Annotated in this window: 14 protein-coding genes; 8 read left to right on the forward strand and 6 right to left on the reverse strand. The window is 39.6% G+C overall.

Annotation, left to right across the window (positions count from 1 at the left end; all coding sequences use genetic code 11):
- Window positions 1-80: 80 nt before the first annotated feature.
- Genes F931_RS16060 through truA form a run of 4 tightly spaced genes read left to right on the forward strand, consistent with a single transcriptional unit; the run spans window position 81 to window position 4,609 of the window.
- On the forward strand, window positions 81-1,442 hold the full coding sequence (locus F931_RS16060; protein WP_016142295.1) for a type IV pilus assembly protein FimV: 1,362 nt from the start codon (window positions 81-83) through the stop codon (window positions 1,440-1,442).
- Between the two features lie 59 nt (window positions 1,443-1,501).
- On the forward strand, window positions 1,502-2,767 hold the full coding sequence (locus F931_RS16065) for a hypothetical protein (RefSeq protein WP_016142296.1): 1,266 nt from the start codon (window positions 1,502-1,504) through the stop codon (window positions 2,765-2,767).
- 58 nt (window positions 2,768-2,825) lie between these two features.
- Window positions 2,826-3,797, forward strand: a complete 972-nt coding sequence (ansA, locus tag F931_RS16070; RefSeq protein ID WP_025470385.1) for an asparaginase — start codon at window positions 2,826-2,828, stop codon at window positions 3,795-3,797.
- A gap of 14 nt (window positions 3,798-3,811) precedes the next feature.
- Window positions 3,812-4,609, forward strand: a complete 798-nt coding sequence (truA, locus tag F931_RS16075) for a tRNA pseudouridine(38-40) synthase TruA (RefSeq protein ID WP_016142298.1) — start codon at window positions 3,812-3,814, stop codon at window positions 4,607-4,609.
- Window positions 4,610-4,636: 27 nt separating this feature from the next.
- Here the strand turns inward: truA and F931_RS16080 are convergent, their stop codons facing one another.
- Complete coding sequence (locus F931_RS16080; RefSeq protein ID WP_016142299.1) at window positions 4,637-5,647, reverse strand: AraC family transcriptional regulator; 1,011 nt, start codon at window positions 5,645-5,647, stop codon at window positions 4,637-4,639.
- Between the two features lie 263 nt (window positions 5,648-5,910).
- On the opposite strand from F931_RS16080, the gene infA reads away from it, so the two are divergent.
- Window positions 5,911-6,132: a translation initiation factor IF-1 gene (gene infA, locus F931_RS16085; protein ID WP_001284370.1), complete on the forward strand. Its 222-nt coding sequence runs from the start codon at window positions 5,911-5,913 to the stop codon at window positions 6,130-6,132.
- Window positions 6,133-6,183: 51 nt separating this feature from the next.
- On the opposite strand, the gene F931_RS16090 is transcribed toward infA, so the two are convergent.
- The gene (locus F931_RS16090) at window positions 6,184-6,555 is read right to left on the reverse strand and encodes a lysozyme inhibitor LprI family protein (protein WP_016142300.1); all 372 of its coding nucleotides are present in this window, start codon (window positions 6,553-6,555) and stop codon (window positions 6,184-6,186) included.
- Between the two features lie 174 nt (window positions 6,556-6,729).
- Between F931_RS16090 and F931_RS16095 the strand changes: the two genes are divergently transcribed.
- A complete protein-coding gene (locus tag F931_RS16095) occupies window positions 6,730-7,137 on the forward strand; it encodes a hypothetical protein (protein WP_016142301.1) in 408 nt (135 codons plus the stop codon).
- A 52-nt stretch (window positions 7,138-7,189) separates the two neighbouring features.
- Here the strand turns inward: F931_RS16095 and leuB are convergent, their stop codons facing one another.
- From leuB to leuC, 4 genes are all read right to left on the reverse strand, one after another.
- The gene (gene leuB / locus F931_RS16100) at window positions 7,190-8,269 is read right to left on the reverse strand and encodes a 3-isopropylmalate dehydrogenase (protein WP_002114882.1); all 1,080 of its coding nucleotides are present in this window, start codon (window positions 8,267-8,269) and stop codon (window positions 7,190-7,192) included.
- A 38-nt stretch (window positions 8,270-8,307) separates the two neighbouring features.
- Window positions 8,308-8,892, reverse strand: a complete 585-nt coding sequence (locus F931_RS16105; RefSeq protein ID WP_016142302.1) for a hypothetical protein — start codon at window positions 8,890-8,892, stop codon at window positions 8,308-8,310.
- A gap of 112 nt (window positions 8,893-9,004) precedes the next feature.
- Window positions 9,005-9,652, reverse strand: coding sequence for a 3-isopropylmalate dehydratase small subunit (gene leuD, locus F931_RS16110; protein ID WP_016142303.1), 648 nt, complete (start codon window positions 9,650-9,652; stop codon window positions 9,005-9,007).
- Window positions 9,653-9,670: 18 nt separating this feature from the next.
- Window positions 9,671-11,089 carry a 3-isopropylmalate dehydratase large subunit gene (gene leuC, locus F931_RS16115; protein WP_016142304.1) on the reverse strand — a complete coding sequence of 473 codons (1,419 nt, stop codon included), beginning with the start codon at window positions 11,087-11,089 and terminating at the stop codon, window positions 9,671-9,673.
- 237 nt (window positions 11,090-11,326) lie between these two features.
- Here leuC and F931_RS16120 point away from each other — a divergent pair, with 237 nt between their 5' ends.
- Together F931_RS16120 and F931_RS16125 are read left to right on the forward strand one after the other, a co-directional pair.
- Window positions 11,327-11,581, forward strand: coding sequence for a DUF2061 domain-containing protein (locus tag F931_RS16120; protein ID WP_025470388.1), 255 nt, complete (start codon window positions 11,327-11,329; stop codon window positions 11,579-11,581).
- A gap of 115 nt (window positions 11,582-11,696) precedes the next feature.
- Window positions 11,697-12,557, forward strand: a complete 861-nt coding sequence (locus F931_RS16125; protein ID WP_016142306.1) for a LysR family transcriptional regulator — start codon at window positions 11,697-11,699, stop codon at window positions 12,555-12,557.
- Window positions 12,558-12,560: the final 3 nt, after the last annotated feature.

Below are 12,560 nucleotides of genomic sequence, written 5' to 3' on the forward strand. Positions count from 1 at the left end.
GTGAAAATTTTACAATTTATTTACATTTCATTATTGTATAATTTTGAACGACTTTACGACTAATTAGGTCATGGATTGAGATGACTGTTTATAACAAATTAAAAATTGCCATTTTCACCATTATGTCTTCGCCTTCTATTTATGCGATTACATTAGACCCTATACAAATTCAGTCCGCACCTGGCGATTTGTTATATGCCGAAATGAATTTCCAACAAGCTGATCCCAACGCTACTTTACAAGTCAGTTTGGCAACTCCTGAAGATTTAAGCGCGTTAGGAGTGACTCATCAGCCGCCCGGAAATCTTAATTTTTATACACGTCAAAACGGCCAAGGCTCAGGGGTTATTATTATTACCTCATCTCGCCCTGTGATTGATCCTGAACTGAATATTGTAGTAAAAATTAGTGAAGGTTCCGCCACCCGTTTGCAGCATATTAAAACCGTAATTAAGCCTTCTTCTATAAAAAAGACTGAAAATAACGAAAATACGTTATCCCCTCAATTTATTGTCAATGAAAAAGATATTGCTCTAAATCTGCCAGAAAGTACCCGTTATGTATCAGCAACTTCGTCTCCAGCGACAACTGATTCGAATGGTGAACATAGCCTTAATATTAGCTCTGGAATTGCTCCAGCTATAAACATAAAATCATCCAATACATCTAGCGAAAGCTCTTCTGGTCAGGTTGCTCAACAAGTTACAGCAAGTACTACTTCTGATCAGGTAGCATCAGAAAATCAGATTAAACCAACCAGCGCCAAAACAGCCACAAACAATTCACCAAAAACTCCAGTCAACAAACTAACAGCGCAAAAGAAATCTACGCCTCAAAAGACGTCTAACCAAAACCCTGCCAAGAAACAAACCCTAAGTCCCTACAAAGGCCCAGCAACATCAGGTAAATATGTAGTACAACGCAACGAGTCTTTATGGAGCATTGCTAATCGCATCGCAGCAAAAACTAAACAACCTGTTGCGAAAGTCATGCATGATATTCAAGCTCAAAACCGACATGCTTTTATTCAGGGCGATGTAAATCGTTTACGTCAGGGAATTTCGCTTAACCTAGTCCACTCTCCTGCTCATAAACCTCAGCAAAATAAACCCAAAACAGACATAGCACCTACTGCAAAATCAACTTCTAGCAAGGCAAAATACCGTTTACAGCAAGCTGAAATGAGTATTGTGGCTGAAAACAGCCAAAATTCTACACATGGAACTGCTAAGAAGAGCACACAACAAGGTCAAAACAATACTGAGTTAGCAGTAAAAGTTATGACAACACGAGAAAAAACCGTTACATTACAAAGGAATGTAACCAAACTAAATCAAACTTTACGTTTAAAAGACCAACGTATTCAACTTTTGAATGCACGTTTGGCAGAGTTACAACAGCAGTTACAAGCACAGCAACAGACTCATAAGCAAAAACATTAAGTTAAAATTAGAGTTAGCTCGCTTTATATTGCAAATATTTATTTTTTAAGGGGAAAGTAATGTTATATGTGATTCCGTTCATCATATTGCTCGTGGTCGCTGTCATTTTAAAAAAACGCGAAAATAGCCAGAAGCAAGAGGCTAACTCCCCTAAAACGGTAAGTAGAAAAACCAATAAAAAAGCGAACTCTAAAACAAGTAAAAACTCGCGTGAAAAAAGTAAAGTCAATGTGGTTGAAGAACTCATTCCCTCTACTCCACAAAGCAGCCCTGTTCCGGATGCTGTACGTCAAAAAATTCAGCTACTTATTCAAGAAAGACAATTCTCAGCAGCTGAAGCTCAAGTCAATCAGGCGCTAAAAAAAGATAATACACAACATGAACTTTATTTATTGCTGCTTGAGATTCATATTGCACAAAAAGATGAGTTTGCAATAACTCAACTGATTGGCCATATTCGCAGTTTGTCACTCAATGAAATAGCCATTCAAGCAGAAGCCAAACAAAAAGAGTATGAGTCCTCAAGACAACCTGATGCCATCGATTTTCCTCAAGCTCAAATATCCCAAGAGCCAAAAAATAAAGCTGACACAACAGCTCAGTTTGACCAGTTAACAGCAAGTTCTTCTGAAGCTTCTTTTGATGACTTGCAGCAAGACTATACCCCTGTAAAGCAAGAACCTGCTGTTGAAGTTGAACCTTTAGAGTTTAACTTTTCATTCGAACAAACCACGACTACAGAAAGTGGCAGCCAACCGACCCAAGAATCGGAGTTACCATCATCTCAACAAACAAATGATTTGGCTGACTTAGATTTTTCTTTTGATTTAGCACCACTGCATGAACCTGAGGAAAAAGCTCAAGTAGTAGAAATACCAGCAGACCAAGAGAACAATACGAATGTTTTGGATTTTAATCTTGAATTAAATCCTGCAAATTCGGAGCTAAAAACTCATGAGCAGACCTCATCGTTAGATGAGCTTAAATTGGTAGAACAAGCTCCATTAGAACCAATTTCAATAGCACCTCTTGAGTTTTCTTTAGATGAACCTACCTTAGTCACAACATCAGAGATTGACACTCAAAATCATATAAATTTATTAGGTGAAGAGACTACTCCAGCTCAAACTCAAGACCCTCTTTTAGAAGCTTTTCCAGAATTAAAACAGTTAGATGAAAATGAACTTGATCTAAAACTTGCAGAGCAATACATCAAGTTAGGTGCTTATCCAGCAGCTCAAGCGTTATTGGCAAGTAATGAGCAAAAATTCAACACAGAACAACAACAACGCGCGAAAAACCTACTTAATCGCATAGCTTCTTAGAACTGTTCGATTTACCATAAGCAGTCAGAGATGACTGCTTTTTTATGCCTGCAAAAATATGAAAAAAATAGCCTTATTTTATATGGGTGGTACTTTTGGTTGCATTGGTGAACCTTTAGCTCCTATGCCTTATGACCAATTCCTACCTCAACTTGAAAAAGTAATTCCCCCACACTTAACAGTTGACTGCTTCGCTGCGCCCAATATTGTTGATAGCAGTGCATGTACAGCACCTGATTGGTTACGTCTAATTCAACGCATACAACAACTACAACTTGAAGGTTATCAACATTTCGTTGTTATTCATGGTACAGACACGCTCAGTTATGCGGCTGCAACCCTAGCCCGCTTTTTAGGCCAAAGCTGTCATATTGTAATTACTGGTAGCCAATACCCGTTACTTAATATTCAAGGTGACAATACTCGTGAATTTACTGATGCAATTGAGAACTTATACCTTGCATTAGAACAAGTGATTTCTCTACCTGTGGGTGCTTATCTCGCATTCCACCATCAAGTATTCCACGCACAAACTGCATTAAAAACGCATACGACTGAACTCGATGCTTTTTCAGGTTTAAGTAGTGAAGTTGAATTTGCGCCTCAGCAAAATGAATTGATCGTACAAGACAACCAAATTGAACGAGCAGCTTCATTTCAGATTTTAAACTGGATGATGCAACCGATTGCAACAGAGCACTTAGTTCAGCAATTACGTCACTTACTTCCAGCCCCTCCGCACTTTTTAGTGTTACAAGGTTTTGGTACGGGTAATATTGCGGTAAACCAAGAATTACTCGCAACATTAGATGAACTGTATGCTCATGGTTGTGTTCCAATTTTGGCAACACAAGTAACTTTTGGTGGTATTGATCAACGTTATGCGATTAGTGCATGGGCCAAAACTGCAAAAATTGTCATTAGCGATGCTAATAGTCATGCAGATCTCTATGCAAAAGCACTTCAAATCTATTTAAAATACCCAACTCCAGAACAATGGCTAAGTCATTGGAACGAAAATTTGCATTAAACAGAGGTAAAGCCATGCAACGTTATGCGGTCGGTATTGAATTTAGCGGAGTTCAATACCGAGGTTGGCAAACACAACAGCCAGGCGTTGCCAGCGTTCAGGAAACGATTGAGCGTGTACTTAGCAAAATTGCAGATGAGCCTATTGCACTTCACGGCGCGGGTCGTACTGACGCTGGAGTACATGCAACAAATATGGTGGCACACTTTGATACGAACGCTATTCGTCCAGAAACAGGATGGTTAAGAGGGGCAAACAGCCAATTGCCTAAAGATATTTCCATTCAGTGGATTAAACTGATGGATGAAAGTTTTCATGCGCGTTTTAAAGCGACTGCACGACGTTACCGCTATATCATCTATAACGCGCCCCATCGCCCAGCACTATTACACAAACAAGTTACTCACATTTACCAAAAGCTAGATGTGAAAAAGATGATTGAAGCTGCCAGTAAGTTTGAAGGAACGCATAACTTTGAAACTTTTCGCGCAGCAGCATGCCAGTCAAACCAGCCTGTGCGACATGTAACGCATTGCCGTTTATTTGAACATGGACGCTATTTGGTTCTAGATATTCAAGCAGATGGTTTTTTACATCATATGGTACGCAATATTGTCGGTTGCTTACTCGAAATTGGTCAAGGTATGTATGAAATTGATCATATCGATGCGATGTTTGCGGCACAAGATCGTAAAGCAGCTGGTGTAACTGCCCCACCCGATGGCCTTTATTTTATTCAGTGTAATTATCCTGAGCAGTTTGATTTACCGCAGCCACCACTTGGACCACATTGGCTAAACCTACCTGAGTAAGCTTAGCCAATTCGACCTATACTTAATCTAGCGATGTTGTTTACGCTTACGGTATTCAACCGGCGTTTCATTCGTCCAACGTTTAAAAGCACGATAGAACGTACTTGGTTCAGAGAAACCTGTTAAATACACAATACGCTCAACACTCTCATTGGTATTTGCCAAAAGCTTTTTAGCCAAACGACAACGATAGTCAGAAAGTATTTGCTGAAAACTAGTATTCGCCTCACTGAGCTGAGTACGTAAGCGACGCGGAGTAATATTCAACTGAGCAGCCACCGTTTCCAACGTGGTTTCTCCACTTTCCAGTGTTGAACCAATTGCACGGCGAACTTCACCCACCAAATCATAACGGGCCAGTTCCTGCAATTTTTCAATCGCGAGCTGCTCATGCAACTGCAATAACTCAGGCTCTGCTTGCCAAAGCTGGAAATCTAAAATAGCAGGGTCAAAATATAAACGTGTCTCTTTCTGGCCTAAGCTAACTGGGCAGCCGAATACACGGAAATATTCATCCTCAGAAGCACCTTCACTAAAATTAAAATCGATGAAGATAGGATGAAATTGCCCTTCAGTAATGAATTTAAAGAATCTAAGTATGCCTGAAATTGCACATTCGGAAAAATGACGGTTGACTAGATTGTCAGCGCCAATCTGTTCGCCATTGGTTAAATAACAACGTCCTTCTTCAACCACTAGTTTTGCATCAAATGCATCACTAATGAGTCGTTGATAAGCTAAAGCTCGTTTTAAGCCTTCACCAAAGGTTTCACTACTAATAAATAGATGTTCAATCACCTGCCCTCGATACAAAGGCAAATGCTCACCTAAATGCAGACCGATGTCTGGATCTTTACTGACTTCCTGAGCGGCAGTCCAAAAGGCGTACTGTGCACTTAACGGTGTACGTGCATTGGTATCGACCTGATTTAAAGCAACTCCCGCTTTGGTTAATATTTCTTCTGTTGGCAATCCCGCACGACGAATCGCTTGATAGCCAAAGCGTAATACAACTGATGCATCTGTTAGCTGACCCACGCAGTGCCCTTCCATGTAGATACTTCATTGATATTTAGGGCTGTTGACCTTTATGCAATTAACAGTCCCTAATAACTATGATTTTAGATTAGCGTTGATTGACCGAACTGACAACAGAATTACTCAGCTTTTGTGAAAAAAATTACATCTTTTTTGATTAGTCATAGTTTAACCAGATGCTTTAGCAGAAGTGTGTCTATCTTGTTTTTTTTAAAAAAATTGACTATAATTTGCGCCTTTCCAATTTGATCATCAGGTAGGCTATGGCCAATAAAGAGGAACTCATTGAGTTCGAAGGCGTTGTCACCGAAACGCTTCCTAATACGATGTTCCGTGTACGTCTTGAAAACGGTCACGAAGTTATTGCACACATTTCTGGTAAAATGCGTAAACACTATATTCGTATTCTTACTGGCGACAGTGTAAAAGTCGAAATGACTCCATATGACTTAACTAAAGGTCGTATTACGTACCGTGCTCGCTAATTAGTGAATGCAAAAAAGCCACTTTATGATGTGGCTTTTTTATTGCGTCATTTATTCATTTAAGCGACTGGTTTTACATCCTACCGTTTGGCATTCACGCAATCTTTCTTGCAGCCAATGGTTTCTTTCCTGCGTTGTCTGTAAACGACATTGCACGTCTACGCTATTCCTATTTGAATCTGTACACTCGGCATCACGTTGACGTATCCATACAAGTTGAGACTTCTTAAGAATATTTTTCTGCGCGGTGTTTAACTTTACTCGTAGAGCTTGATAATTCTTATTCAGATCTGCATCAGCGCTCGCATAAATTTTATTTGTACAGTAGATATCATCGTAAGTATTGCGGGCACTATCACAATTATCTGCATAGACCGAAGTCATTCCAAAACTGCATAAAAAAGCAAAAACTATTTTTCTCATCTTTTTCTTCCTTAAGTTTTCTATGAAATTATTTTTAAAGTGGTATGAATGTAATGATAAATCGAAAGACAAATTTGCCTTCCATTTATCATAATCCTCCTTTTTTACTTTACAAGTTTGCAAATACAACCTATTGTTCTTTAATAATAAATATAATTTTATATAGTGAGAAAAATGAACATATATACCCGATGCCAAATTGGCTTATTGTCTTTCATAATGATTTATCTTAACGGTTGTGCTAGCCACCTACACCAATCTGTAGATTTACAGGAATATTTAAAGGGCTTTCTAGGCAAATCATCGGCTAGTATTCAACAAGATATCAATTTACGTAGTCTTGGTTTTCAAGTCGCTAGCACTCCACAAAAAACATCCAACCAGCTCATCTATACGATTTTACGTCCGTTAAGCATCCCAATCCCGATGGTGAGTAATGTCGATATGAGAGGCGGTTCTGTTCCCATACAATCAGGTAATTTGAGTAGCAATTCTTATGATTTGAATTTCAACTGCAAAGTTATTTTTCAGCTTAAAAATGATATTGCCGAGTCTATTCAATATGAAGGTAAAGCCTGCTAAAACATAGGCAAAAAAAAACGCAGCGTTGAGCTGCGTTTTTTATAAGAAGCTTTTAAGCAAGAGCAGCGACAACTGCCTCACCCATCTCAGCTGTACCAACTTTTGTCATACCTTCAGACATAATATCCGCTGTACGTAAGCCTTGATCAAGTACTTGACCTACTGCATCTTCAATTGCTTTTGCAGCAGCTTCTTCACGGAATGTATAGCGAAGCATCATTGCAACTGAAAGAATTGTTGCCAATGGGTTCGCCACATTCTGACCCGCGATATCAGGTGCAGAACCATGGCAAGGCTCATACATACCTTTGCCATTTTCATCCAATGATGCAGATGGCAACATACCGATTGAACCTGTAAGCATTGCTGCTTCATCAGATAAAATATCGCCAAATAAGTTACCCGTTACGATTACGTCGAACTGTTTAGGCGCACGCACAAGTTGCATTGCAGCATTATCAACATACATGTGTGAAAGCTGAATGTTTGAATAATTCGCTTGCTGTAAGTCAGTAACTGTTTGCTTCCAAAGCTCTGTTACTTCTAAAACGTTGGCTTTATCTACCGAACAAACCTTACCACCACGTAATCCTGCAAGTTCAAAAGCCACTTTTGCAATACGTTTAATTTCACTTTCAGAATAAACGTCAGTGTTATAGCCTTGTTTCTCACCGTTTTCGAGTTCACGAATACCACGTGGCTGACCGAAATAGATCCCGCCAGTCAATTCACGAACAATTAAAATATCCAAGCCCGCAACAATTTCAGGTTTTAAGCTAGAAGCATCTGCTAATTGTGGATATAAAATCGCTGGGCGCAAATTAGCAAACAAGTTAAGTTCACTACGAATTTTTAACAGACCACGTTCAGGACGAATAGAGCGCTCAATGGTGTCCCATTTTGGTCCGCCTACCGCACCTAATAAAATTGCATCTGCTTTTTTTGCCTGTTCACTCGTTACAGCTGGATAGGGTTCGCCATGCGCATCAATTGCCGCGCCGCCTAGTAAGCCATGTTCCCAAGTTAACGATAAATTAAATTTTTCATTTACTGTATTTAATACTTTTTCTGCCGCCCCAACAATTTCAGGACCAATACCATCACCAGCTAAAATTAAAATCTGTTTAGACATGAACTTTTTCCATTTTCCAAAGACAAGCAGCGTTACAACTACCGCGGTGTTAGTTTTTTCTGTTCGAGGAATTCACCTAGTCCCGTTGTAACATCAAATGGTCGACAAAAACGGCGAACTACATGCTCATCTTGTTCTAAGTCAACACATAATGGATCTGGTACAGAAACATTCAGCAAACTACCCGAACGGTTAGTTTTGTCTCGGTACATTTTAAATGTATAGCGATGGTTGGCATTAAATTGGTGAATAACATGAATTGTTTCAGCCCGATCTGGAGAAATCGGATAGAAACGGATCACCACTTCATATTGTTTAGCAGGCACAGATAAATATAAGCTGTTAGTTTCGCTAAGCACTGAGCCTTGTAATCTCACAATTCCTTGATGAATTGCCTGATTACTAATTCTTCGTGTTTGCGCATCTACTACAGTAATATCATTTAGTCGTTCAAATTCACAACTCTTCGCGCCCGAACAATATATTGCTGCATTCTGCCCCAAATTTTCTTGTTCAGCCTGCTTAATACGGACAGTATCCACTACATTGTAAGTGCTTTGACAAGCACTGAGTGTTATTGCGCACAGGCTCAACAAAAAGCTATGAGTAACGTTCCTCTTCATTGTTCAAGCCCAATCCTCATCTAGTGCATAATTCTAAGGTGTTTTTATGCTTTAGCATGTTAGCAAGAGTTTGAACGCTACGCCATGGCTATGTTTAAAATGTACCAAAAGGTTAATTTAACTCTTGGAATACCCAAGGACGAACTTGTTTAGTTTTTTCTTCATACGCGCGAATTGCGTCCGCATTTTGAAGAGTTAAACCAATATCATCCAAACCATTTAACAAGCAATGCTTACGAAATGGATCAACTTCAAATTTAAAAGCTTCACCTGTTGGCGTACGTACTTCTTGAGCTGCTAAATCAATTGTTAATTGATATCCATCATTGGCAGCGCATTCTTTAAATAACTGATCAACAATTTCTTCTGACAAAATGACAGGTAACATGCCATTTTTGAAACAGTTATTAAAGAAAATATCAGCAAAGCTTGGCGCAATAACAGTACGGAAACCATATTCATTTAATGCCCAAGGCGCATGCTCACGGCTTGAACCACAACCAAAGTTAGTACGAGCAATTAAAACGGTTGCGCCTTGATAGCGAGGCTGATTTAAAACGAAATCCGGATTTTTTGGACGTATTGAATTGTCTTGTCCCGGATAACCTTCGTCTAAATAACGAAGCTCGTCAAATAAGTTGTCACCAAACCCAGTACGTTTAATTGACTTTAAAAACTGTTTTGGAATAATTAAATCTGTATCAACATTGGCACGATCTAATGGTGCAACGATACCTTGTTCAACTGTATAAGCTTTCATGGTTTGCTCCAGACCGAATTAAAATGAACGAACATCAACAAAGTGACCAGCGATTGCAGCAGCTGCCGCCATTGCCGGGCTCACTAAGTGAGTGCGACCGCCATTGCCTTGACGGCCTTCAAAGTTACGATTAGAGGTCGATGCACAGTGTTCGCCCGGTTGTAACTTATCTGCATTCATTGCTAAACACATTGAACAACCTGGTTCACGCCATTCAAAGCCAGCTTCCAAGAAGATTTTATCTAAGCCTTCTTTTTCTGCCTGTTGTTTAACTAAACCAGACCCCGGAACAATCATAGCTTGCTTAATGGTAGAAGCTACCTTACGGCCCTTAACTACCTCAGCTGCAGCACGAATATCTTCAATACGAGAGTTGGTACAAGAACCGATAAAGACACGATCAAGTTGAATATCACCTAATGCCTGTCCTGCATTTAAACCCATATATTGATAAGCACGTGTCCAGTCATTACGCTGAACATCATCTTTCGCTTGTTCTAAAGTTGGTACAGCTTCAGTGACCGGAATAACCATCTCAGGTGAAGTTCCCCAAGATACTTGTGGTTCGATTTCCGCGCCATTTAACTCAACTACGGCATCGAACACAGCATCTTCATCTGAATGCAATGTGTTCCAGTAAGCAACGGCTTGTTCCCATTGCTCGCCTTTTGGTGCGTAGCTACGGCCTTTCACGTATTCAATAGTTTTGTCATCGACTGCAACCATACCGACACGGGCACCGGCTTCAATTGCCATGTTACATACCGTCATACGTCCTTCAATCGACATATCACGGAACACTTGACCACCGAACTCGATTGCATAGCCTGTACCACCAGCAGTACCAATTTTAGCAATGATTGCTAACACCACATCTTTTGGCGTTACACCCTTGCCCAATACGCCATCTACACGCACTAACATATTTTTAGATTTTTTCTGAATCAAACATTGTGTTGCTAACACATGTTCAACTTCAGATGTTCCAATACCATGCGCCAAGCAACCGAAAGCACCGTGAGTTGCTGTATGTGAATCCCCACATACAACTGTCATGCCCGGCAAGGTTAAGCCCTGTTCGGGTCCAACCACATGCACAATACCTTGACGAATATCATTGATGCTAAATTCAACGATATTGAAAGCTTTACAGTTGTCATCTAAGGTTTGAACTTGAATACGAGATGTATCATCTTCAATCCCAGCAATACCTTGGTCACGTTCTTTTTTAGATGTTGGAACGTTGTGGTCCGGTGTCGCAACGTTTGCACTTAAACGCCATGGTTGACGACCCGCAAGTTGCAAACCTTCAAATGCTTGTGGACTAGTCACTTCATGCAATAAATGACGGTCAATATAAAGTAAACATGAGCCATCATCACGCTGTGAAACAACGTGGTCATCCCACAATTTGTCATATAAAGTTTTGCCTGCCATGTCGTCTTGCTCCATTGGACTGGGTAATTCTAATCTTTCTTCGATTATAGCCAGAGTTTCACATAAATCTAATTTATCATTTTTATAAATTAGAAAACTTTTTGGAATTAATCATAATCCTTTTGAGATACATCATATTTAATAAATCGCTTTTGTTAATGATTATCATTTGCATAATCAATTTTTAATCTTATACTCTACTCTCTATACTAAAAATATCTAAAGTGGCTAAAGAGAATGATCATGGCTAATATTCAAAAATTCGTTATAAATAATCAACGTACCTTAAAGAAAACCTTAAGCTATTACATTATGCATATTAGTGTAGCGATGCTAGTCGCATACTTTGTAACAGGTAATATCTGGATGGCTTTAACATTAAGTATGCTTGAACCAACCGTACAAGCTTTTGCCTTTTTCTTCCATGAAAAAGTATGGGCAGCTAAAGATCGCCACGTATCCGCCTTAGCTGAAAAAGAAACAGCGGCTTAGGCTAAGATTAGTGCGGTAATTCACAACTTTCTCACTCGATTCGCTGCAAGCATGATACGATTTTGGCTTGGCAACTTTAGCCTCTCGATTTTTCTATTCCAAGTTGAGTTGTATTATGAATCTTGCAGCCTTTGAAGCTTTTGTAAAAGTTATGGAAACAGGGTCTATCTCTGTGGCAGCAGATCAGTTATTTATTACTCAACCTGCTGTTACCAAACGAATTCATAGCTTAGAAGAATATTTTGGCGTAAAACTCTTTGAGTCCGCAGGCCGAGGTGTTCAAGCAACTCATGCTGCACATTCATTATTACCTAAGGTTAAAAACTGGCTCAATGAGCTGGGTGATATTCACCATACGCTTAGCCATGAACAAACGCAGGTGCAAGGCCGCTTAAAAGTCGGTACGAGTCATCATATTGGTTTGCATCACTTACCTGCACCACTTAAACACTTTGTTCAGCAATTTCCTCAAGTCACCTTAGATGTGCATTTTGTTGATTCAGAGCAAGCGCATGAACAAGTATTGGCTGGTGATTTAGAGCTAGCATTTTTAACCCTTCCACCCTCAGGTGATGAGCGTCTTAACTACATTACGATCTGGAATGATCCTTTAGTTTTTGTTGCTGCCCCTTTTCATCCATTAGCACAAAAGAAGAATCTCACCTTACAAGATTTAATTGAATATCCAAGCTTATTACCCGCTGCACAAACTTACACTGCCCAAATCACTTTAGCTGAGTTTGAAAAACAAGGGCTCAAACCAAAAATCACCATGAGCAATAACCCTCTTGAGTCTATTCGCATGTTGGTGTCGATTGGTTTAGGTTGGTCAGTTTTACCAAAAACCTTGCTGAATCAGGATATGCAGCAACTTGATTTAAATGTTGAGATGAATCGTCAATTAGGCATGGTGTGGCATCCTGCACGTACTCAATCTAGAGCCATGCAGGAACTGATTAAAATGATGCAGGAGTAGTCA

Source organism: Acinetobacter pittii ANC 4050 (assembly GCF_000399685.1).
Lineage (GTDB): Bacteria > Pseudomonadota > Gammaproteobacteria > Pseudomonadales > Moraxellaceae > Acinetobacter > Acinetobacter pittii_E.

What these genes read in the sequence shown, in the direction of transcription:
- leuC (WP_016142304.1), bottom strand. Translation starts at nt 11,089, where the DNA reads ATGGCAGGCAAAACTTTATATGACAAATTGTGGGATGACCACGTTGTT.
- F931_RS16090 (WP_016142300.1), bottom strand. Translation starts at nt 6,555, where the DNA reads ATGAGAAAAATAGTTTTTGCTTTTTTATGCAGTTTTGGAATGACTTCG.
- F931_RS16105 (WP_016142302.1), bottom strand. Translation starts at nt 8,892, where the DNA reads ATGAAGAGGAACGTTACTCATAGCTTTTTGTTGAGCCTGTGCGCAATA.
- F931_RS16060 (WP_016142295.1), top strand. Translation starts at nt 81, where the DNA reads ATGACTGTTTATAACAAATTAAAAATTGCCATTTTCACCATTATGTCT.
- truA (WP_016142298.1), top strand. Translation starts at nt 3,812, where the DNA reads ATGCAACGTTATGCGGTCGGTATTGAATTTAGCGGAGTTCAATACCGA.
- F931_RS16120 (WP_025470388.1), top strand. Translation starts at nt 11,327, where the DNA reads ATGATCATGGCTAATATTCAAAAATTCGTTATAAATAATCAACGTACC.
- leuD (WP_016142303.1), bottom strand. Translation starts at nt 9,652, where the DNA reads ATGAAAGCTTATACAGTTGAACAAGGTATCGTTGCACCATTAGATCGT.
- ansA (WP_025470385.1), top strand. Translation starts at nt 2,826, where the DNA reads ATGAAAAAAATAGCCTTATTTTATATGGGTGGTACTTTTGGTTGCATT.
- F931_RS16095 (WP_016142301.1), top strand. Translation starts at nt 6,730, where the DNA reads ATGAACATATATACCCGATGCCAAATTGGCTTATTGTCTTTCATAATG.
- F931_RS16125 (WP_016142306.1), top strand. Translation starts at nt 11,697, where the DNA reads ATGAATCTTGCAGCCTTTGAAGCTTTTGTAAAAGTTATGGAAACAGGG.
- infA (WP_001284370.1), top strand. Translation starts at nt 5,911, where the DNA reads ATGGCCAATAAAGAGGAACTCATTGAGTTCGAAGGCGTTGTCACCGAA.
- F931_RS16065 (WP_016142296.1), top strand. Translation starts at nt 1,502, where the DNA reads ATGTTATATGTGATTCCGTTCATCATATTGCTCGTGGTCGCTGTCATT.
- leuB (WP_002114882.1), bottom strand. Translation starts at nt 8,269, where the DNA reads ATGTCTAAACAGATTTTAATTTTAGCTGGTGATGGTATTGGTCCTGAA.